Source organism: Jeotgalicoccus halotolerans, from assembly GCF_003387165.1.
Classification (GTDB): domain Bacteria; phylum Bacillota; class Bacilli; order Staphylococcales; family Salinicoccaceae; genus Jeotgalicoccus; species Jeotgalicoccus halotolerans.
The window spans coordinates 17,199-36,513 of the sequence record NZ_QUMW01000011.1 but is presented as its reverse complement, the minus strand read 5'-3'; the positions used below and the strand labels follow the sequence as shown (position 1 = coordinate 36,513).

At 42.4% G+C, this 19,315-nt stretch carries 23 protein-coding genes and 1 riboswitch; of the genes, 21 read left to right on the top strand and 2 right to left on the bottom strand.

Annotated elements, in window-relative coordinates; genetic code table 11:
* The first annotated feature begins 65 nt into the window (after nucleotides 1–65).
* The 13 genes from DFR63_RS06340 to fabZ all read left to right on the top strand — a co-directional run bounded on the left by DFR63_RS06340 (nucleotide 66) and on the right by fabZ (nucleotide 9,178).
* A complete protein-coding gene (locus DFR63_RS06340) occupies nucleotides 66–428 on the top strand; it encodes an ATP synthase subunit I (protein ID WP_115885107.1) in 363 nt (120 codons plus the stop codon).
* A gap of 4 nt (nucleotides 429–432) precedes the next feature.
* Complete coding sequence (gene atpB / locus DFR63_RS06335; protein WP_115885106.1) at nucleotides 433–1,167, top strand: F0F1 ATP synthase subunit A; 735 nt, start codon at nucleotides 433–435, stop codon at nucleotides 1,165–1,167.
* A 47-nt stretch (nucleotides 1,168–1,214) separates the two neighbouring features.
* On the top strand, nucleotides 1,215–1,430 hold the full coding sequence (gene atpE / locus DFR63_RS06330; protein WP_026859255.1) for a F0F1 ATP synthase subunit C: 216 nt from the start codon (nucleotides 1,215–1,217) through the stop codon (nucleotides 1,428–1,430).
* A 99-nt stretch (nucleotides 1,431–1,529) separates the two neighbouring features.
* Entirely contained in the window at nucleotides 1,530–2,048 is a 519-nt protein-coding gene (locus DFR63_RS06325) for a F0F1 ATP synthase subunit B (protein WP_115885105.1), read from the top strand.
* Complete coding sequence (locus tag DFR63_RS06320; protein ID WP_115885104.1) at nucleotides 2,048–2,590, top strand: F0F1 ATP synthase subunit delta; 543 nt, start codon at nucleotides 2,048–2,050, stop codon at nucleotides 2,588–2,590. The genes DFR63_RS06325 and DFR63_RS06320 overlap by 1 nt, the downstream gene beginning before the upstream one ends.
* Nucleotides 2,591–2,605: 15 nt before the next feature.
* The gene (gene atpA, locus DFR63_RS06315) at nucleotides 2,606–4,114 is read left to right on the top strand and encodes a F0F1 ATP synthase subunit alpha (protein WP_115885103.1); all 1,509 of its coding nucleotides are present in this window, start codon (nucleotides 2,606–2,608) and stop codon (nucleotides 4,112–4,114) included.
* Between the two features lie 30 nt (nucleotides 4,115–4,144).
* Nucleotides 4,145–5,020, top strand: a complete 876-nt coding sequence (gene atpG / locus DFR63_RS06310; protein ID WP_115885102.1) for an ATP synthase F1 subunit gamma — start codon at nucleotides 4,145–4,147, stop codon at nucleotides 5,018–5,020.
* A 21-nt stretch (nucleotides 5,021–5,041) separates the two neighbouring features.
* On the top strand, nucleotides 5,042–6,457 hold the full coding sequence (atpD, locus tag DFR63_RS06305; protein WP_115885101.1) for a F0F1 ATP synthase subunit beta: 1,416 nt from the start codon (nucleotides 5,042–5,044) through the stop codon (nucleotides 6,455–6,457).
* A gap of 16 nt (nucleotides 6,458–6,473) precedes the next feature.
* Complete coding sequence (locus DFR63_RS06300; protein WP_115885100.1) at nucleotides 6,474–6,878, top strand: F0F1 ATP synthase subunit epsilon; 405 nt, start codon at nucleotides 6,474–6,476, stop codon at nucleotides 6,876–6,878.
* 53 nt (nucleotides 6,879–6,931) lie between these two features.
* Nucleotides 6,932–7,162, top strand: coding sequence for a DUF1146 family protein (locus DFR63_RS06295; protein ID WP_115885099.1), 231 nt, complete (start codon nucleotides 6,932–6,934; stop codon nucleotides 7,160–7,162).
* 70 nt (nucleotides 7,163–7,232) lie between these two features.
* On the top strand, nucleotides 7,233–8,525 hold the full coding sequence (murA, locus tag DFR63_RS06290) for a UDP-N-acetylglucosamine 1-carboxyvinyltransferase (protein WP_115885098.1): 1,293 nt from the start codon (nucleotides 7,233–7,235) through the stop codon (nucleotides 8,523–8,525).
* A 57-nt stretch (nucleotides 8,526–8,582) separates the two neighbouring features.
* Nucleotides 8,583–8,726: a DNA-directed RNA polymerase subunit beta gene (locus DFR63_RS06285; protein WP_245954150.1), complete on the top strand. Its 144-nt coding sequence runs from the start codon at nucleotides 8,583–8,585 to the stop codon at nucleotides 8,724–8,726.
* An 8-nt stretch (nucleotides 8,727–8,734) separates the two neighbouring features.
* A complete protein-coding gene (gene fabZ, locus DFR63_RS06280; protein ID WP_115885096.1) occupies nucleotides 8,735–9,178 on the top strand; it encodes a 3-hydroxyacyl-ACP dehydratase FabZ in 444 nt (147 codons plus the stop codon).
* Between the two features lie 46 nt (nucleotides 9,179–9,224).
* Here fabZ and DFR63_RS06275 read toward each other — a convergent pair whose 3' ends face one another.
* Complete coding sequence (locus DFR63_RS06275) at nucleotides 9,225–9,650, bottom strand: YwpF family protein (protein WP_115885095.1); 426 nt, start codon at nucleotides 9,648–9,650, stop codon at nucleotides 9,225–9,227.
* 194 nt (nucleotides 9,651–9,844) lie between these two features.
* On the opposite strand from DFR63_RS06275, the gene DFR63_RS06270 reads away from it, so the two are divergent.
* The 8 genes from DFR63_RS06270 (at nucleotide 9,845) to yidC (ending at nucleotide 17,601) form a co-directional block, all read left to right on the top strand.
* Nucleotides 9,845–10,396 carry a single-stranded DNA-binding protein gene (locus tag DFR63_RS06270; protein WP_115885094.1) on the top strand — a complete coding sequence of 184 codons (552 nt, stop codon included), beginning with the start codon at nucleotides 9,845–9,847 and terminating at the stop codon, nucleotides 10,394–10,396.
* Nucleotides 10,397–10,851: 455 nt separating this feature from the next.
* Nucleotides 10,852–11,703, top strand: coding sequence for a transglycosylase family protein (locus DFR63_RS11990; protein ID WP_115885093.1), 852 nt, complete (start codon nucleotides 10,852–10,854; stop codon nucleotides 11,701–11,703).
* A gap of 111 nt (nucleotides 11,704–11,814) precedes the next feature.
* A complete protein-coding gene (locus tag DFR63_RS06260; RefSeq protein WP_342767904.1) occupies nucleotides 11,815–12,690 on the top strand; it encodes an ABC transporter ATP-binding protein in 876 nt (291 codons plus the stop codon).
* Nucleotides 12,687–14,252: an ABC transporter permease gene (locus DFR63_RS06255; protein ID WP_115885091.1), complete on the top strand. Its 1,566-nt coding sequence runs from the start codon at nucleotides 12,687–12,689 to the stop codon at nucleotides 14,250–14,252. The genes DFR63_RS06260 and DFR63_RS06255 overlap by 4 nt, the downstream gene beginning before the upstream one ends.
* Nucleotides 14,253–14,294: 42 nt before the next feature.
* Nucleotides 14,295–14,394: riboswitch (TPP riboswitch) on the top strand.
* A gap of 69 nt (nucleotides 14,395–14,463) precedes the next feature.
* Nucleotides 14,464–15,255: a bifunctional hydroxymethylpyrimidine kinase/phosphomethylpyrimidine kinase gene (thiD, locus tag DFR63_RS06250; RefSeq protein ID WP_115885090.1), complete on the top strand. Its 792-nt coding sequence runs from the start codon at nucleotides 14,464–14,466 to the stop codon at nucleotides 15,253–15,255.
* A 5-nt stretch (nucleotides 15,256–15,260) separates the two neighbouring features.
* Nucleotides 15,261–16,031 (top strand): hydroxyethylthiazole kinase, encoded by a 771-nt coding sequence (gene thiM, locus DFR63_RS06245; protein ID WP_245954149.1) that lies wholly within the window; start codon nucleotides 15,261–15,263, stop codon nucleotides 16,029–16,031.
* A complete protein-coding gene (thiE, locus tag DFR63_RS06240) occupies nucleotides 16,024–16,638 on the top strand; it encodes a thiamine phosphate synthase (protein WP_115885088.1) in 615 nt (204 codons plus the stop codon). The genes thiM and thiE overlap by 8 nt, the downstream gene beginning before the upstream one ends.
* Before the next feature lie 99 nt (nucleotides 16,639–16,737).
* The gene (gene yidC, locus DFR63_RS06235; protein WP_115885087.1) at nucleotides 16,738–17,601 is read left to right on the top strand and encodes a membrane protein insertase YidC; all 864 of its coding nucleotides are present in this window, start codon (nucleotides 16,738–16,740) and stop codon (nucleotides 17,599–17,601) included.
* A 148-nt stretch (nucleotides 17,602–17,749) separates the two neighbouring features.
* On the opposite strand, the gene cls is transcribed toward yidC, so the two are convergent.
* Complete coding sequence (cls, locus tag DFR63_RS06230; protein WP_115885086.1) at nucleotides 17,750–19,234, bottom strand: cardiolipin synthase; 1,485 nt, start codon at nucleotides 19,232–19,234, stop codon at nucleotides 17,750–17,752.
* Nucleotides 19,235–19,315: the final 81 nt, after the last annotated feature.

Here is a 19,315-nt window from a genome sequence, read left to right as displayed (position 1 = left end):
TAAAATCATTAGAGTATGTAATTGTTTTCACAACGTGTTACATTACCTGGGAGTCGTCAAAGACAGTGAAAATTTTTAAAGGATATTTTAAAAACTTTATGAAATATTTAATAATACTTTTAATACTGAGTATTATTGCTTATATATTTACTTCTTTGCCGTTCTTTGCAGGGTTGTGCCTCGGCATCACCGGTTCTATGCTGTTATCTTATAATTGGTACTGGAATTTAAGAAATGCACAGCTCGGCGATGGCGGGAAAGTTAAGACGGGAACGCTGACGAGAATGCTTATCGTCACAGCGGCCTGTTTAATATGGGTGAGGTTTCCGGAAACTTTTAATATCATCGGTATTTTAATCGGGCTCCTCCTCACTTATGCGCTGATATTCTGGCGCGCAGCATCGGAACTTTTTAAACGAAAGAGGTGAAGAAATGGAACACGGAATTCCAACGTGGTCGTTTGATTTGTTCGGAATACCAATAGTATTCGAACTTGCAACTTCAATGATGATTATCATTACATGCCTGCTTATCTTTTTTACGCTGTTTTTCATGACGAGGAAGCTCGCGGTGCGTCCGACCGGCAAAGGTCAGGTGCTCGTTGAATCTTTAATGAACTTCGTTAAAGGAATAATCAAGAGCAACATGGCATGGAAAGAAGGCGCACAGTTCCACTTTTTAGCGCTGACATTGTTCTTATTCATTTTAATCGGTAACTTGGTCGGTATACCGCTGTCGTTTGTCGCACCGGATGCGGATCATACACTGTGGGTGAAATCACCGACAGCGGACCCCGTCGTAACGCTGACACTGGCAGGGCTGATGATTGTATTGACACACTACTACGGCGTGAAAATGCAGGGGATGCGCGGTTATCTGAAACAATATGTTACGCCGATGTGGTGGCTTGCACCGATTAAATTCATCGAAGAATTTACATATAACCTGACGCTTGGTTTACGTCTGTACGGTAACGTTTATGCGGGAGAGATACTGCTTCTCTTGCTTCTGGGATTAGTAACCGGGGGAACGGTGCTCGGAGCATTAGGATTTATTCCTTTAATGGTATGGCAAGGATTTAAAGTATTTATAGGTGCGATTCAGGCATTTATATTCGTAATGTTATCAATGGTTTATCTGTCACATAAAGTGAGCGATGATCATTAATATAATAAAAAAATAATAATATACAATTTTCTAGGAGGAAATATTTTATGAATTTACTAGCAGCTGGTATTGCAGCAGGATTAGCGGCACTTGGCGCATCTTTTGGTATTGGTATGGTTGTTTCTAAAACAGTTGAAGGTGTTGCTCGTCAGCCTGAATCACGCGGTCCGTTACAAACGATTATGTTCATCGGTATTGGTGTAGTTGAGGCCGTTCCAATTATGGCCATCGTTATCGCGTTCCTGCTTATGTTCACGTTCTAAGAGTCGTTATATAAGGCGAAGTCTTATTTAAAGATTTCGCCATCTTATTATGTAAATAACTACGAGAGTTAGAGACTTTTTTGAAAGGAGTGTACATAGGTGGAACTATTAATTTTAGGTGCTGCTGGTGAAACAATGGGTACGGCTGTTGGGACTTCGCTCGTTCTTCTTGCGAGTTTTCTGACACTGCTTGCAGTATTGTCATACTATGTGTGGAAACCAGTTAAGAAAGTTATGGATGACCGTGAACAACTAATCCATGATGATATCGATTTTGCTGAAAACAGAAAATTAGAAGCTGAACGCTTAAAAGAAGAGAACGAAGCACTGCTGAAATCAACGCAGGCTGAAATCTCTGAACTTATGGAAAACGCTAAAAATCAGGCGAAGAAAGAACAAGAGTCTATTATCGATGATGCACAGGCGCGTTCTTCTCAAATGATTCATGAAGCACAGGCGGATATTGAAAGAGAAAAAGAAAAAGCAATCCGTGATATTAATGATCAGGTAGCTGAACTTTCAGTACTGATTGCAGAGAAAATGATACAAAAAGAAATTAACTCTGATGATCAGAAAAACCTTGTAGCGAACTACTTACAGGAAGCAGGCGATAAATAATGGCTAATCTCAGTCAAAAATACGCCCAGGCTTTGTTCGACGTCGCAGAACAGCACGGCAGTCTTGAAGGTGTTAAAGCTGATTTCTATGAAGTGACTGAAGCAGCGGCTTCAGTCGGGAACTTTATTGAATTCATGGACAATCCGAAGATTACACGTGAGAAAAGAACTGCAGCGGTGGAAGCAGCTTTCGGTCAAAGCGACAGACTGCTCTTGAACCTGCTGCGCATCTTGTCGGATAAAAAACATATGTCATTGCTCGAAGAAATATACGGCGAATTCTTATCATTATATGATGAGGTTCACAATCAGGCACGTGTAACAGTGGAGTCGGTGTATAAATTATCTGCAGAAGAGCTGGATCAGCTTGGTCAGGTATTTATCGACAAAACAGGTTATGAAAAGTTACTTATTACCAATGAAATAAATGAAGAACTTATCGGCGGCGTACGCGTGCTTATAGGTTCAAAAGTTTACGACGGTTCTTTACGGAACCAGCTGGACAATCTCAGAAATAATTTTAAAGAACATACGAATAGCTAAAGGAGTGACATTTTCATGGCAATCAAAGCTGACGAAATAAGTACTCTCTTAAGAAGCCAGATCGAAAATTATGATAAGGATATGCAGGTTACCGATGTCGGTACTGTTATCCAGGTAGGTGACGGAATTGCACTTGCTCATGGTTTAAACGATGCGATGGCAGGAGAGTTAATTGAGTTCCCGAGTGGTGTACTCGGTCTTGCTCAAAACCTTGAAGAAAATAATGTTGGTATCGTAATACTTGGTCCAAGTGACGATATTAAAGAAGGCGACGAAGTTAAACGTACCGGCCGTATTATGGAAGTTCCCGTTGGTGAAGAACTTATCGGCCGTGTAGTGAACCCGCTCGGTCAGCCGATTGACGGCAAAGGCCCTATAAACACAACTAAAACACGTCCTATCGAAAGTCCTGCGACCGGCGTTATGGATCGTAAAAGTGTTGATGAGCCGCTGCAGACAGGGATTAAAGCGATTGACGCCTTAGTTCCAATCGGCCGCGGACAGCGTGAGCTAATTATCGGTGACCGCCAGACAGGTAAAACGACACTGGCAATCGATACTATTTTAAATCAGAAAGATCAGGACATGATTTGTGTCTACGTAGCGATTGGTCAAAAAGAATCAACGGTACGCCAGACAGTGGAAACGCTTCGTAAAAACGGTGCGCTGGATTACACAATCATCGTTACTGCGGGTGCAGCTGATCCTGCTCCATTATTATACATTTCACCATACGCTGGTGTATCTATGGCCGAAGAATTTATGTTTGACGGCAAACACGTTCTAATCGTCTACGATGATTTAACGAAACAGGCAGCTGCCTACCGTGAGCTGTCATTACTGCTGCGCCGTCCGCCGGGCCGTGAAGCATTCCCGGGTGACGTATTCTACCTTCACAGCCGTCTTCTTGAACGTGCTGCGAAATTAAACGATGATCTTGGAGGCGGCTCAATTACCGCACTGCCATTTATCGAAACACAGGCAGGGGACATCAGTGCCTTCGTTCCGACGAACGTTATCTCGATTACTGACGGTCAGATCTTCCTGCAGTCGGACTTGTTCCACTCAGGTGTGCGTCCAGCAATTAACGCAGGACTTTCAGTATCTCGTGTCGGTGGTTCAGCACAGATCAAAGCGATGAAAAAAGTAGCGGGTACGCTGCGTTTAGATCTTGCTGCCTACCGTGAGCTCGAAGCTTTCGCCCAGTTCGGATCAGATCTGGACGAAGCGACTAAAGCTAAATTAGACCGCGGTGCCCGTACAGTAGAAGTGCTTAAGCAGCCTGAAAATGCACCGCTTAAAGTAGAAAAACAAGTTGTTATTCTGTTCGCACTTGTTAACGGCTATCTGGATGATGTTCCAGTTGAAGATGTTACGCGCTTCGAAGCAGAATTCCTGAACTGGCTGGAAGCAAACGACGCTGACTTATTAAATGAGATCCGTCAGACTAAGCAGCTTCCTGACAGCGATGCATATGATAAAGCAATTACGAGTTTCAAAAAGCTTTTCAACCCTTCTAACTAAGAAGTAAGTAATTACTAAGGTGGTGAATTCATGGTTTCACTCAGAGAAATTAAAGGCCGTATTGGCTCTACGAAGAAAATGAGTCAATTAACAAGCGCAATGCACATGGTTGCCAACTCTAAACTGTCCAGAGCTGAACAGAATTCAAAAAAATTCCAGCCGTACATGGATAAAATCCAGGAAACAGTGAGAGCAATTGCAGCCGGTGATACCGAAAGCTCACACCCTATGTTAGAAGAGAGACCAATTAAGAGAACGGGTTATATCATAATTTCAAGTGATACAGGTAAAGCTGGTCCTTACAATAACAATGTCGTTAAAGCTATCACTGAAGAAGTTGAAAAAAGGCATGATAACAATCCCGATTCATATGATTTATTCGTCCTCGGAAAAATTGGCTATGAAACTTTAACAGGGCGTGGCTTCCATGTTACAAATCATCGTCTTGGATTACCCGACCAGCCGGACTTTGCCAGCGTAAAAGAAATCGCTGTTCAGTCGGTTAACGGATTCATAAATGAAGATATCGATGAGCTTTACATTATTTATAACAAGTTTGTAAATATTTTAGAGCAGCAGGTAACAGTTCGTAAAGTATTACCGCTGACAGAAACTGATATACAGACAGATCATTCTGAATCAGCACTCTCAAGTTACGAATTTGAACCGGATAAAGAAACAATTCTTGAAACAATTTTACCTCAGTATGCCGAGAGTTTAATTTACGGCGCACTGCTCGATGCGAAAGCAAGTGAGCATGCAGCACGTATGACAGCTATGAAGGCAGCAACTGATAATGCGACAGAGCTTGTTGGCGATCTTCAGCTGCAGTATAACCGCTTAAGACAAGCAGCGATTACGCAGGAAATTACAGAAATCGTCGGCGGCGCATCTGCACTAGAATAATTGGGATTAGGAGGAAATTAAATGGCTTTAGGTCAAGTAGTCCAAGTAATGGGACCTGTAGTTGACGTGCGTTTTAACGAAGGTGAATTACCTGAAATTAATAACGCGCTGGTAGTTAAAATTGACAATGCTGATTCAGAGCCGATCTCTCTGACGCTGGAAGCTGCGTTACATCGCGGCGATAATGTAGTCAGAACGATTGCGATGAGTTCTACTGACGGCTTGCGCCGCGGTGCTGAAGTAGAGAACACAGGTTCTCCGATTACAGTGCCTGTAGGAGAAGTGACGCTTGGTCGTGTATTCAACGTCTTAGGTGAACACATCGACTTAGATGGACCGATTTCAGCTTCTGAACGCCGTGATCCAATTCACCGTTTAGCTCCGAAGTTTGATGAACTGTCAACTTCAACTGAAATTCTTGAAACTGGTATTAAAGTAGTAGACCTTCTTGCACCTTATACTAAAGGTGGTAAGGTCGGTCTCTTCGGCGGTGCCGGCGTAGGTAAAACAGTTCTTATCCAGGAACTTATCAACAACGTTGCACAGGAGCACGGCGGTATTTCGGTATTCGCGGGTGTTGGTGAACGTACACGTGAAGGTAATGACCTTTATTATGAAATGAAAGACTCAGGCGTTATCGCGAAAACTGCAATGGTTTTCGGCCAGATGAACGAACCGCCTGGTGCACGTATGCGTGTAGCACTTTCAGGCTTAACAATGGCAGAATACTTCCGTGACGAACAGGGTCAGGACGTACTTCTGTTTATCGATAATATTTTCCGTTTCACTCAAGCGGGATCTGAAGTATCAGCGCTCTTAGGACGCATGCCTTCAGCGGTAGGTTACCAGCCTACACTTGCAACTGAAATGGGTCAGCTGCAGGAAAGAATCACGTCAACCAACGTTGGTTCAGTAACTTCAATTCAGGCGGTCTTCGTGCCTGCCGATGACTATACTGACCCGGCTCCGGCTCAGACGTTCGCTCACTTAGATGCAACGACTAACCTGGAGCGTAAACTTTCAGAGATGGGTATTTACCCGGCGGTGGACCCGTTAGCATCTACTTCACGTGCGCTTTCTCCGGCAATCGTCGGCGAAGAACACTATAAAGTAGCGAGAGATGTTCAGTCTACACTTCAAAAATACCGCGAGCTGCAGGATATCATTGCTATTCTCGGTATGGATGAGCTTTCTGAAGAAGATAAAAGTACTGTATCACGCGCACGCCGCATACAGTTCTTCTTAAGTCAGAACTTCCACGTGGCAGAACAGTTTACGGGCCAGAAAGGTTCTTACGTACCTGTTAAACAAACAGTTCAGGACTTTAAAGCTATCTTGGAAGGCAAGTATGATCATGTACCTGAAGATGCTTTCCGTCTTGTTGGCGGCATTGAGGATGTACTTGAAAAAGCGCGTCAGCAAGGTGTAGAAGTCTAAAACGGGAGGGTAAAACATGGCAACAATTGCACTTGATGTAGTTACTCCTAACGGTTCTGTTTTCCACGAAGAAGACGCGGAAATCGTTATTCTTCAAACTAAACAGGGTGAGCTTGGTGTAATGGCCGGTCATATTCCGACTGTAACACCGCTTAAAGTAGGTGTCCTTCGCGTTAAAATAAACGGTAAATTTGAATATCTGGCTGTAACGGAAGGGTTTGCAGAAATCAGACCTGAACAAATCACAGTACTGGTACAAGCGGGCGAGTTTTCAAAAGATATCGATTCGGAACGTGCCGAGGCTGCGAAAGAAAGAGCGGAAAATCTGCTCCGTCAGACTCAGGATGAGCGTGTCGACAGATATCGTGCAGAGCTTGCTTTACAGCGCGCGGTTAACCGTTTAGAAGTATCTAAATATTAATTCCAAAAAGACTGGATCTTCCAGTCTTTTTTTTATCGGAAGGAGGAATTATCTTGGGTTTCTCACAGTTTGCATTAATGCATATTCTGCTGCATCTTTTGTGTATTTCACTGGCATTCTGGGTATTAAAAGGAGTAAGTATTGAAAGTTTATTCAACAAAGGAGAAACCGGCAGAATCAGGCTGGTAATTATTCTGCTCAGTATCCTTTTAGGCACAGCGCTCAGCAACTTTATTATGGACATCTTCAGATATACACAGGAAGCATCGCTCCTGTTCAGCTAAATACTTTACAAGTGATGCTGAAACACCGTATTATTATAATGAATGGCATAGAGAAATATGGAGTGAGAAGATGGATAGAATTATTGTTAAAGGCGGCCGAAAGCTGTCGGGTTCTGTTGAAATTGAAGGAGCCAAAAATGCAGTATTGCCGATTCTGGCAGCTTCGCTCTTAGCTGGCGAAGGACGTTCAATAATTAAAAATGTACCCGAATTATCAGATGTAAATACATTAACAAAATTAATTACGAGAGTCGGTGCAAAAGCATCAGCTGAAAAAAATAGTGTTGTTATCGATGCGAGCGGTGAATTAAACTGTGTCGCACCTTATGAATTAGTAAGTAAAATGCGTGCAAGCATGCTTGTTATGGGACCGTTATTAAGCCGTTACGGCTACTGCAATATTGCTATGCCCGGCGGCTGTGCAATCGGTTCGCGTCCGATCGAGCAGCACATTAAAGGTCTTGAAAAAATGGGAGTCTCTTTCGAACAGACTGCAGGTTATATAGAAGGTAAAATTGAAGGACGCCTTCAGGGGACTAAAATCCATATGGATTTCCCAAGTGTCGGCGCCACTCAAAACCTGATGATGGCAGCTAGTCTTGCTGAAGGTACTACTCACATTGAAAATGCTGCGATGGAACCTGAAATTGTCGATCTTGCGAATTATATTAATTCAATGGGCGGCCGGGTCATCGGTGCAGGTACCGGACATGTTAAAATTATAGGTGTTGAGAAACTGCACGGCGCAGAACATACCGTCATTCCGGATCGTATTGAGGCAGGTACATTTATGATTGCCGGTGCGATTACCCGCAGTGAAATTCTTTTAAAAAATGTTGTTATCGAGCATTTATCTGCAGTAGTGGCGAAACTTGAAGAAATCGGCATACGGTTTGTCGAGGAAGGCAATGATGTGAGAGTTATTCCGCTGGAAAATTATAAACCAACGGATTTAAAAACTATGCCTCATCCCGGTTTCCCGACAGATATGCAGAGCCAGATGATGGCGCTCTTAACGACAATTGACGGGACGAGTATCGTTACGGAAACAATATTTGAAAACCGTTTTATGCATGTGAGGGAATTTGCAGCAATGAACGCAAATATTTCTCTTGAAGATAATCATGCGGTTATCCGAGGCGGCAGTCAGCTGTACGGTGCGACAGTCCGTGCCTCAGATTTAAGAGCAGGAGCGGCTCTCGTACTTGCGGGTCTCGCAGCTGACGGTTACACTACTGTAACTGAACTTCAGCATCTGGACCGCGGTTACGTGCGTTTCCATGAAAAATTGAAAGCACTTGGTGCAGATATTGAACGCGTGAACGACAGTGCGTCTGATAAGCATTTGGTGACTTCAGAGTAAAGGGGTAATACTATGGCAGAACAACAGCAGAAAATAGTTCACCGTAGGTTCCCATTGTTGGTTAGAATTCTATTGTTTCTCTACGTTGCAATCGTTCTCGTCTTTTTAGGACTGATGATTGGCTTCGGCATACTGGATAATCCGTTCGGGGTGTTCCGTATTGAAACGTGGGAACATATCATTAACTTAACTAGGGGTTGACGACAGACATGCTGACATATGATCAGATTAAAGCAATAATTCCGCACCGTCCGCCGTTTTTGCTGGTTGACAGAATTATAGAAACAGAACCGGGCAAAAGCTGTAAAGGTATAAAACAGGTATCCGGGAACGAACCGTTTTTTGAAGGTCATTTTCCGGATTATGCTGTGATGCCGGGAGTATTGATAGTAGAATCACTTGCACAGGTAGGTGCTGTAGCACTTCTGCAGCAGGAAGAATTTAAAGGAAAGCTCGCATTTTTTGCAGGCATTGATAAATGCCGTTTCAAAAAACAGGTAACACCGGGCGATACTTTGGAACTGTCAGTAGAGATTACTAAACTCCGCGGACCGATTGGTAAAGGCTCTGCAGTTGCAACTGTCGATGGACAGGTTGCATGCCAGTGCGAAATAACATTTGCAATTTCAGATAATGAAACAGACACAAAATAAAAAGAACAGCTGCACATCATGTTAATTTGATGAACAGCTGTTCTTTTTATTTATCTTCTTTTCTAAAGTTCTCTTTTGACTCCATACGGGAATTGAATTCATTAATCAGCGCTTTTCCTTCGTAACCTTCTTCAACCAGAAATTCCAGCAGATTTTCTGCATAATTAGGCCCCTGATCAATAATAGAACCTTTAAAAATTACAGATATTTTATCATCCATCTGATTGATATCCATCAGTCTGCCTGAAAATTTAGCCGGAGCATTTGAAGGGCGTGTAATAGTAACCATCATTTCCAGTAACTGGTTTTTTAATTTTTCTAAAATCGAAGACAAATCCCCATCGGTTACGATTTCAATAATCCACGGTGCGTCACCATATTCCATATTAATAATTACGCCGTCTTTTACTTCCGGAACGATAAAGTTCTGTTCCTGAATAATCTTCATATCTATTAATTTAAACGATTTCATATTTGCTGTCCCCTTTTAACAAAGTACAAAATTAATTTATTTGCAGCAAAAAATCCCCGGTAATTAAAAAACTGATTTATTTTGCTTATGTATTCATTATTATTGTATTATATATCGCACTGAAATGAAATTATTGTCTTTTGCAGAAAATTACCGCAAGTATTACATTGTAATCAGAAAGGGGGTGATAGTGAATGATGAATAAAGTATTGCTTGTCGGCGAACTTATCAGCAATAATGTTATTGCAAAAAATGCGCAGGGGAGTGTAAATGCATTTATCATTGCAACAGTCCGCGTACCAAAAGATACCCGGAGAGATAAAGAAGTACATTTCTTATACTGCAAGGCGTTCGGTAAAAGTATCCCGGATGTGCTTGACGAAGCGAAGACCGGCGACATATTATGTGTCAGCGGCCAGCTAGCGACCACATCTTTTACGAAAAAAGACGGTTCCAGGGAATACCGCATGGAAATATGGGCAGAGAGCATAAAACATGTGCCGGATAAAATCCGGGAACGCACTGATATATCAAATCCATCCCGCTTGATTGAACAGGCAGTACATCATTACAATATTAGTGAATCGCTTGGCGAAAAGTATGTACATACACTCAGCCAGGAAAAAACAGAACAGAAAACTGAAAAAGAAAAGCATATTGAAATAATTTCTAATATTGTAGATGAAAAAGAAAATGATAAAGATAAGACAGCACCTGATGATACTAAGAAAAAAATATTAGCCTGACAGACAGCCCCGCCCTTTTGAACTGTGTTCTACACCCATTCATTCTCACACACATGCATACTGATGACCTGCTGCGGTTAATCAGTATGTTTTTTTTATAAAGAAAAAGAATCTTTACGTTCTTGGCATTTATGTTACAAATAACAGATTAGTCTGTTTACTTTAGCGTTTAGGTTGTTTTTACATAAACTTTACAAAAGGCGGTGCAATAACATTTTCCCGGCAGTTTTTAAATAAGCTGAAGACGCGCGGGAAATGAAAAAGAAGGAGTGTAATAAAGCGGCCGAAAGAGAAATGAGATTGTAACAAGATTGTAAAGTAAGGACAGTCTTTTTATATTGCTGTAACCTATGAAACATAATTATCCTCTATAATGTGAAACAGTGATAAAAACGTTAACGGTGCAAGCAGCCGTAAAATATAATAACAAATTTTTTTTGGAGGATTATACAATTATGAAGAAAGTTTTAGCTTTAGGTGCAGCAGTCGCTGTATCAACAACGATTGCCTACAGTGCAGAAGCAGCATCTCATACAGTAGAATCAGGAGACTCTCTTTGGGCTCTTGCTGAAGAAAATAACGTGACGGTAGAATCAATTAAAAAAGAAAACAAATTAACTTCTGATGTAATCGTACCGGGTCAGATTATTGAAATCGACGGTGAAAAAGAAGATAAAGAAGAAGTTAAAAAAGATAAAGAAGACAAAAAAGAAGAAGTTTACATAATCAAAGCAGGCGATACATTATTTGAAATCGCAGTGGAATTCGATGTAACAGTTGCAGAATTAAAAGAATGGAATAACTTATCATCAGACATTATCTTTGAAGGCAAAGAATTAATTGTTTCAGGTGATGCAGCTAAAGCAGCTGCACCAGTTGAAGAAGCACCTGCTGCAGCAGAAACTGAAGCCACTCCAGCTCAGGAAGAAACATATGAAGAGCCTGCCGAAACAGAAGAGAATAACTACAGCTACCAGTCTGAAGAAGAGACTTATGAAGAGCCTGTACAGGAGCAGCCTGCACCAACACCGGCTCCAAAGACTCAAAATGTCAGCACAAGCGCTAACACTAACAGCGGTTTAAACTGGGGTGCTTTAGCAGCATGTGAATCAGGCGGTAATGCGAGCGTAGTAAGTTCAAACGGTCTATACCACGGTCTTTACCAGTTTGACGCTCAAACTTGGCAGTCAGTGGGCGGATCTGGTGTAGCTTCGGATGCATCAGCAGCTGAACAGACAGAAAGAGCACAAGCTTTATATAACTCAAGAGGTTCATCACCATGGCCTGTATGCGGTGCAAGACTGTAACAACAATATAATTTTTAAAGACCGGGACAATTGTTCCGGTCTTTTTCATTCTTAAAAACACTGTCCGATTGCGGATATGGTAAAATTAACAGAAAAAAAGGGGGCTTGCTGATGCTGGAATTGAAAAGTGTATCCAAACATTTTGGGAAAGTGCGTGCTGCGGAAAATCTTTCTTTCAACTTGAAAAAAGGAGAGGTTTTTGGTTTTATCGGACCAAACGGTGCCGGGAAATCGACGACGATACGGATGATTATCGGCGCCTTGAAACCGACTCACGGAGAAATCCTCTATGCAGGAAAAAATATAAAGAAAAATAAAAAGTATATTGAAAATATCGCTTACGTTCCCGGAGATGTAAACCTTTGGGGAAACCTGACCGGAGAAGAAGTAATCAACTTTATGATGAAGACACGCGGTTATGAGAACAATGAAGAAAAGCGTCGGCTCATCGACAAATTTAAATTGGACGGCAGTAAAAAATCGAAGACTTATTCAAAGGGGAACCGGCAAAAAGTTGCATTGATCAGTGCTTTTTTAAGCGATGCGGAACTTTTAGTCTTTGATGAACCGACGACGGGGCTCGATCCGCTGATGGAACGTGTTTTCCACGAGGAAGTAATACAGGCGAAAAATGCGGGGAAAACAATTCTTTTATCGAGCCATATATTATCGGAAGTGGAGAAGCTGGCTGACCGCATCGCCATTATCAGAAATGGTAAGATTATAGAATCCGGCAGTATGGCTGAACTGCGTCATATCACACGGATGGAATATATAATTGATACCGATGATGATATTACAGCCTTAAAACACCGTAGTTTTGTTCATGAATTTTCAGAATCACCCGATGGTTATCATTTATTTATCGACAATGAAAAAATCCCGGAATTTCTGAAATATTTAAAATTATATAACTTGAAAAGTCTAACCACAGCACCGCCGCGGCTGGAAGACATTTTTATGCGCTATTATGAGGATAGCCAATGACTTATTTCAATATGCTGATGAAGAATCTGAGAGTGAAATCAGCGCTTTGGATAATTGCACTGTGCGGTTTATCACTCGCTGTACCGCCGGTGTTCGAAGGGCTGTACAGTACGTCAGCAGAACGGGAAGGTATGAAAGTGACAGTGGACAATCCGGCGATGATTGCGCTGATTGGTCCGGTGCCTGGCGGCGAATATACAACAGCTGTGATGTTCGGTCATCAGATGCTGATGTTCATGGCATTGTTTCACGGTCTTTTCAATCTTATAATCGCAAATGGTCTGGCCCAAAAAGCTGAGGACGCGGGATTAACCGAATATATCCTGAGCGCAGGTGTCGGAAGAAAAACTATAGTTACAGCCCAGCTGATGAACGGTGCGGTTATTAATTTGCTAGTCTTTGTTATATTAGCGGGCGGTTTAAGTTTATATAATATTGATAGTCTGTCCTTATACGGAAACTTTTATTATGCACTCGGTCTTGCTTTATTCGGTTTTTTATTTTTCGTTATAACACTGGTATTCGGAAACTTATTCGACAGCGGCGACCTGACCTTCGGCATGTCCCTTGCGCTGCTCCTCGGGTTCTACTTATACCGTGCAGTAACAGACGCTTTAGATACAACTTACTCGGTAATATCACCATATCACTGGCTGTCGCGCATTGAAGTATACGGGAGTAACTCGGGAATATGGCTGCTGCCGTTTGCTGTGATTTTAATCCTGATTGTCCTGAGTTGGGTATTATTTTTAAAGCGTGACATCGGGGACAGTTATATAAAAATAAATAAAGAAAAGAACATAAGAAAAATATCCAGCTATCCTAAACTTGCTTTTCTAAATATGCGGGTAATGATTTTCAGCTGGCTTGCTGGTCTGTTTGCCGCCGGCTTATCTTACGGCTCCATATTCGGAGATTTGGAGAGTCTGATCGGAGATAATGATATGCTCAGGGAGGCACTCGGCGACAATAATCCGGCAGTCTTCTTTATCGGCATGCTGATGGTGATATCGGCGCTGATATCGGCTGTGCCCGCCATGATGATTAACGGACGTATTCTCACCGAGGAGAAAAAGGGACGCCTGGAAGTGATGAATGCCGGTACGCTGAACCGGAAAGTATCGCGCGGTACTATTTTTACAACACATTATCTGTACGGTGTCGGGACAGGAGTGTTATCTTTTCTCTTGACGATAGCCGGCATGTACCTTGCCAGTATAAATGTCGCGGATTTGAGTGTTTCTCTTAAAGACTTCGGTCTTGCGGCAGTAAATTACTGTGCGGGTATTATATTTATAGCAGGGATATCCGCATTATTTGCGGGAATCTCCAGAAAGCTGCATACTGCAGCATGGATATATATTGCCTATATCTTTTTTGCAAACTACTTTGGTGTGCTGATAAATATCGATGAAGTGTATTTAATGCTCAGCCCGTTTTACTATTTAAGTAATATCCCTTACGAAAGCGTGAATATCAGTGCTGTTTTAATTATAGCGGGCCTCGGAATTCTTTTTGCCGCAATCGGAACGGCGGTGTTCAGACGCCGCAATCTGCTTTGACGGCTAAAAGAAATATGGTACGCTTATGTCAATAAAAAGAATAGAACCCGCTGGGGGCGCCAGTACGGCTGAGATAGCGAATGCTTGTCCCTTTTCACCTGATCCAGGTTATGCTGGCGTAGGGAAGTGCAGATGATTACAGACGAAATCTCTTAATCGATCTAACCCGCTTCCCTGGAAGCGGGTTTTTTATTACAGGAGGATATATTTAATGACTTTACCTATTGGTTTAACTGTTGCAGGAACTGATCCGACAGGCGGAGCGGGAATATTTGCGGATCTTAAAGCAATGCACTCGCGGGGTGTTTACGGTATGGCTGCGGTGACTTCACTGACTGCGCAGAATACACTCGGTGTCCAGGACGTTTACAATGTACCGGCGGATTTTATAGACAAAGAACTGAACAGCATATTTTCGGACGAAGTGCCCCATGCAATGAAGACTGGAATGGTGGCAGAGGCGGATATGATGACTGTGATTGCCGAATATATCCGGAAGTATAATATTCCGTACGTCATGGATCCGGTAATGATAGCAACGAGCGGAGACCGTCTGATCACGGACACATCGATAGCGACACTGATTGATACGCTGCTCCCGCTGTCACATATAGTAACACCGAATCTTCATGAAGCAGAAGCAATTGCGAATATGACTCTCCAGACAGAAGAAGACATTCACCGGGCTCTGAAAATATTTGTTGATGAAATGGGCGCAGCCAGCGTGATTATTAAGGGCGGCCACCTGTCGGGTGATGCAACTGATTATTTATATGACGGGAAAAATATTTCAACCTTAACAAGAGCGCGTATTGATACGGATCAGACGCACGGTACGGGCTGCACTTTCTCGGCAGTTTTAACAGCCGAGCTTGCAAAAGGCCGTACGGTCGAAGAAGCGTTTAGAACAGGTAAAGCATATATTACCAGTGCAATACAAAATTCTCCCGGTATCGGTAAAGGCAGCGGACCGGTGAATCATTTCATCTATAAAGGAGACTGATTCAGATGATAGAAGAGTTAAGAAAGAACACACCGCTTGTAGTATGTATTACGAACGACGTCGTGAAGCCTTTTACTGCGAACAGTCTCTTGGCACTCGGAGCATCTCCGATTATGAGCGGTGAAAAAAGCGAAGCACCGGATATTTTAAAACATGCGGGAGCACTGCTTTTAAATATTGGCACGTGCACGGAAGAAAAAGTGCCGCTGTATGAAGAAATGGCACGCTGTGCTAACGTGTATAATATTCCAATCGTGCTGGATCCGGTCGGTTACGGCGCATCAGCGTTTCGCAGAAATCTGACAGATAAACTGCTCAGTGAATACAACATTGCACTTGTGAAAGGGAATGCCGGGGAAATACATGCTCTAAGCGGTAAAGAAGCGGTGTCTAAAGGCGTTGACTCAATCATAGAAGGAAATACACTGGATATCGCAAAAGCGGCCCACAGCATGTTAAACGCCCCTGTGCTCGTTACCGGTGAAATAGATGCGTATGTAAACGAAAAACAGACAGTCATAATGCACAACGGGCATAAGTATCAGGAAGTGATTACAGGATCAGGCTGTGTGCTCGGCGCGATAACAGCAGCGTTTTTAGCGGTGGAAGAAAGTACGGAAAGTATCGTTGCTTCCGTCAGCCTGTATAACATAGCAGCTGAAAAAGCGGCAGGAGCTGCCGGCGGCCCGGGAACTTTTGCCGCTCTCCTGATCGATGAAATTTATAACTTTAAAACAGCAGATTTCAGTGTGAAAAGAGTGGATTATTATGAATAAAGACATATTGAGACTGTATCTGATTGCCTCTTCATCCAGTTTTAAAAATCCGCTGAAGGATCTGGAAACTGCTTTTAAAGCAGGTGTAACATGTTTTCAGCTCCGGGAAAAAGGGGCGGATATTAAGACGGGCCAAGAACTTTTAGACTTTGCTCTGGACGTGAAGGCGCTGTGCAGCCGCTATAATACAGCGTTCATTATTAATGATGATGTGCTCTTAGCAGAAGCAGCTGATGCAGACGGTATTCATATCGGTCAGGATGATATGAATCCGGATATGCTGCCGGAGTACTTTAACAATAAAATTATCGGTCTGTCGGTCGGCAATTTAACAGAACTTAAATCAAGCAGCCTGTCCCGGGTAGCGTATCTCGGTATCGGTCCGGTGTTCAGCACTTTATCGAAAGAAGATGCGGGTGAAGCAATCGGCACAGAAGGGTTACGGAAGTTAGTAAACCATACGAAATTACCGACGGCAGCAATAGGCGGGATCACTGAAGAAAACTATAAAAGGTGCCTCGACAGCGGGGCAGACGGAATCTGTGTCATTTCAGCAATAACAGGAGCGGATAATATTGAACAAACCGTGACAGCTTTGTTGCAGTAACTTTGTGAAATATTGACCGTATTCTACGAAATTGGTTTTTATACACCTTTATTTATGGTACAATCTTTTTTATGTGAGATATTACTTAGAGGTGAAGAAATGATTAAAAAGTGGCTATTACCAGCGTCTATGGTACTGGTACTATTCCTTGCCGGGTGTGACTATTCACAGCCTGAGAATAGAGACGGCTTCTTCTATAACACTCTCGTCCAGCCGATGGATACATTACTGCACTGGCTTGGAGATAATCTGGACAATAACTACGGTCTGGCTATTATCGTCATTACGCTGATTGTGAGACTGGCAATTTTCCCATTCATGATGCGTACATATAAGAATCAGATGATGATGAGAGAAAAAATGAAGATTGTCAAACCAGAAATGGAAGCAATTCAGCAGCGCGTTAAAGTTGCGACTACACAAGAAGAAAAAATGGCGGCTCAGCAGGAAATGATGGGGCTTTACAAAAAGCACGATATCAATCCGCTGAATATGGGCTGTCTGCCGATATTTATTCAAATGCCGGTTGTCATGGCTTTATACTTTGCATTAAAATTCCCTTCAGAAGGCGGACTCAATGCTCATCCGGATTTCCTGTGGCTTGACTTAACACAGACAGATTACTTCATGGTCGCAATTGCAGGTATTGTATACGCAATTCAAGCCTGGGTGTCAACGCGCTATGTAGCAGAAGAACAGCGTAAACAAATGCAGCTGTTTATGTACATCTCGCCAATAATGATTATCTGGATTTCAGCAATTTCACCATCAGCTCTCCCATTATACTGGGCAGTCGGCGGTATCTTCCTGATTTTCCAAACTTGGGCAGGTAACACATTCTATCGCAAAAAAGTCAATGAAGAAATGGCTCCAATTATTGCTGCGCATGAACGCGAACAGGCTGAAAAAGAAGCTCGCGTTAAAAACGCTAAGGTTAAACCTAAGAAGAAACGTAAAAAATAAAACAGCATTGAGTTTTTGAGAGCGGGAACCCGATAAAGGTTCCGCTCTTTTTTTTGCTTTGAGAGGGAAGCATGATGAATAATTTATCAAAAAAACGTAAAAATATTCCCCAGGGGCCGATATCAGCTTCCGGGGAATCATACAAGTATTACAAAATCGGCGATATTAAGTTTGCCAGGCCTTCTTTCATCTTAATCCACAGGCCGCGTTTCTCATACTTTTCAGCAGTGAGTATCTCACAATGTCTAATATCTTCTTCAAATATCTTCCGGTGTTTTACCGCTTCTTCATCATCGTACATAAACGCGTTAACTTCAAAGTTTAATATAAAGCTGCGGTTATCAACGTTGGTCGTTCCAACAGAGACCACTTCGTCATCGATAATAAATACCTTCTGATGCAGAAAGCCCGGCTGGTACATATAAACTTCTGCCCCCATTTTCATGAGGGATGCAACATTTGAATATGTAGCCCAGTAAACAAAGGGGTGGTCCGGGAAGCTTGGAATCATTATCCTGACTTTAATACCTGATAAGATTGCAATACGTATCGCTTCCATTATTGACTGGTCGGGAATGAAGTAAGGTGACTGAATGTGAATCGTATGCTGTGCTCTGTAAATCATCGTCAGGTATCCGTACTTTATCTGCTGGTAATCTTCATCCGGACCGCTTGAAGTAATCTGCATTGTTGTCTCGCCAACAGAATCAATTTCAGGAAAGTAATGATCTTCATGTTTCATATTATTGCGTGTATCGTGCGAGTTCCAGTCAAGCATAAAGCGGAGCTGCAGAGATTTCACCGCATTTCCTTCAATGCGGAGGTGGGTATCCCGCCATGCTCCCATTTTCGGGTCGCGTCCGAGGTATTCGTCACCGACGTTGGAACCGCCGATATATCCGATTTTACCGTCAATCACAACAATTTTCCGGTGATTGCGGTTATTGATGCGGGGATTGATCAGCGGCAATTTGCTCGGGAAAAATGCCTCGACTAAACCGCCGGCATCCCGTATATCGCTGAAGTTTCTAAGCGATAAAGACCGAGAGCCGATGTCATCGTATAAAATCCGGACAGAAACGCCTTCTTTTTGCTTCTTTAAGAGCGCTCTGTAAAGTTCTTTGCCGATAATGTCCAGCTTAAAAATATAATACTGGAAATGAATATGGTCTTCCGCGTTCTCTATATCTTTCAGCATCTGAGCAAATTTGTTATTCATATCGGTAAAAGTAGTGACATCGTTATTGCTCGTCACAAATGACTGATTGTTGTAAAGGAGCATATGAATCTGCTTTTTATGTTTTTCTGCAACAGCATTCGAAAAGGTTAAACGGTTATGTTTAATTTCTTCGAGCTGCTCACTGACGAGATGTTCGAGCCCCACTTTATCATCTTCGTCCAATTTGAAAAGATTTTGCCGATAAATGGTACGGCCAAAGAGCATGTAAAGTATGAAACCAACAATCGGAAGAAAGAATAGTACTAAAATCCATGCCCAGACGCTTTGGGCGCTGCGGCGTTCGAGAAAAACAAGACCGCCGGCTAAAAGGAAGTTGATTATAAACAGGATGACAGTAACAATTGTAATTACTGTCGCATCTGTGATGTAAATATCCAAAAACGGTATCTGCACGAATGTCCACCTTCTTTAGAAAAAAGTTAATAAGTCTGTAATAATTAATATCTGAAAAGTATAGATAATTATAGCATAAAC

Coding starts and splice junctions, on each gene's coding strand:
- yidC (WP_115885087.1), top strand. CDS start 16,738: ATGATTAAAAAGTGGCTATTACCAGCGTCTATGGTACTGGTACTATTC.
- fabZ (WP_115885096.1), top strand. CDS start 8,735: ATGCTGACATATGATCAGATTAAAGCAATAATTCCGCACCGTCCGCCG.
- DFR63_RS06275 (WP_115885095.1), bottom strand. CDS start 9,650: ATGAAATCGTTTAAATTAATAGATATGAAGATTATTCAGGAACAGAAC.
- DFR63_RS06270 (WP_115885094.1), top strand. CDS start 9,845: ATGATGAATAAAGTATTGCTTGTCGGCGAACTTATCAGCAATAATGTT.
- atpD (WP_115885101.1), top strand. CDS start 5,042: ATGGCTTTAGGTCAAGTAGTCCAAGTAATGGGACCTGTAGTTGACGTG.
- DFR63_RS06320 (WP_115885104.1), top strand. CDS start 2,048: ATGGCTAATCTCAGTCAAAAATACGCCCAGGCTTTGTTCGACGTCGCA.
- DFR63_RS06255 (WP_115885091.1), top strand. CDS start 12,687: ATGACTTATTTCAATATGCTGATGAAGAATCTGAGAGTGAAATCAGCG.
- murA (WP_115885098.1), top strand. CDS start 7,233: ATGGATAGAATTATTGTTAAAGGCGGCCGAAAGCTGTCGGGTTCTGTT.
- DFR63_RS11990 (WP_115885093.1), top strand. CDS start 10,852: ATGAAGAAAGTTTTAGCTTTAGGTGCAGCAGTCGCTGTATCAACAACG.
- DFR63_RS06300 (WP_115885100.1), top strand. CDS start 6,474: ATGGCAACAATTGCACTTGATGTAGTTACTCCTAACGGTTCTGTTTTC.
- atpG (WP_115885102.1), top strand. CDS start 4,145: ATGGTTTCACTCAGAGAAATTAAAGGCCGTATTGGCTCTACGAAGAAA.
- atpB (WP_115885106.1), top strand. CDS start 433: ATGGAACACGGAATTCCAACGTGGTCGTTTGATTTGTTCGGAATACCA.
- DFR63_RS06260 (WP_342767904.1), top strand. CDS start 11,815: ATGCTGGAATTGAAAAGTGTATCCAAACATTTTGGGAAAGTGCGTGCT.
- atpA (WP_115885103.1), top strand. CDS start 2,606: ATGGCAATCAAAGCTGACGAAATAAGTACTCTCTTAAGAAGCCAGATC.
- thiD (WP_115885090.1), top strand. CDS start 14,464: ATGACTTTACCTATTGGTTTAACTGTTGCAGGAACTGATCCGACAGGC.
- thiE (WP_115885088.1), top strand. CDS start 16,024: ATGAATAAAGACATATTGAGACTGTATCTGATTGCCTCTTCATCCAGT.
- atpE (WP_026859255.1), top strand. CDS start 1,215: ATGAATTTACTAGCAGCTGGTATTGCAGCAGGATTAGCGGCACTTGGC.
- thiM (WP_245954149.1), top strand. CDS start 15,261: ATGATAGAAGAGTTAAGAAAGAACACACCGCTTGTAGTATGTATTACG.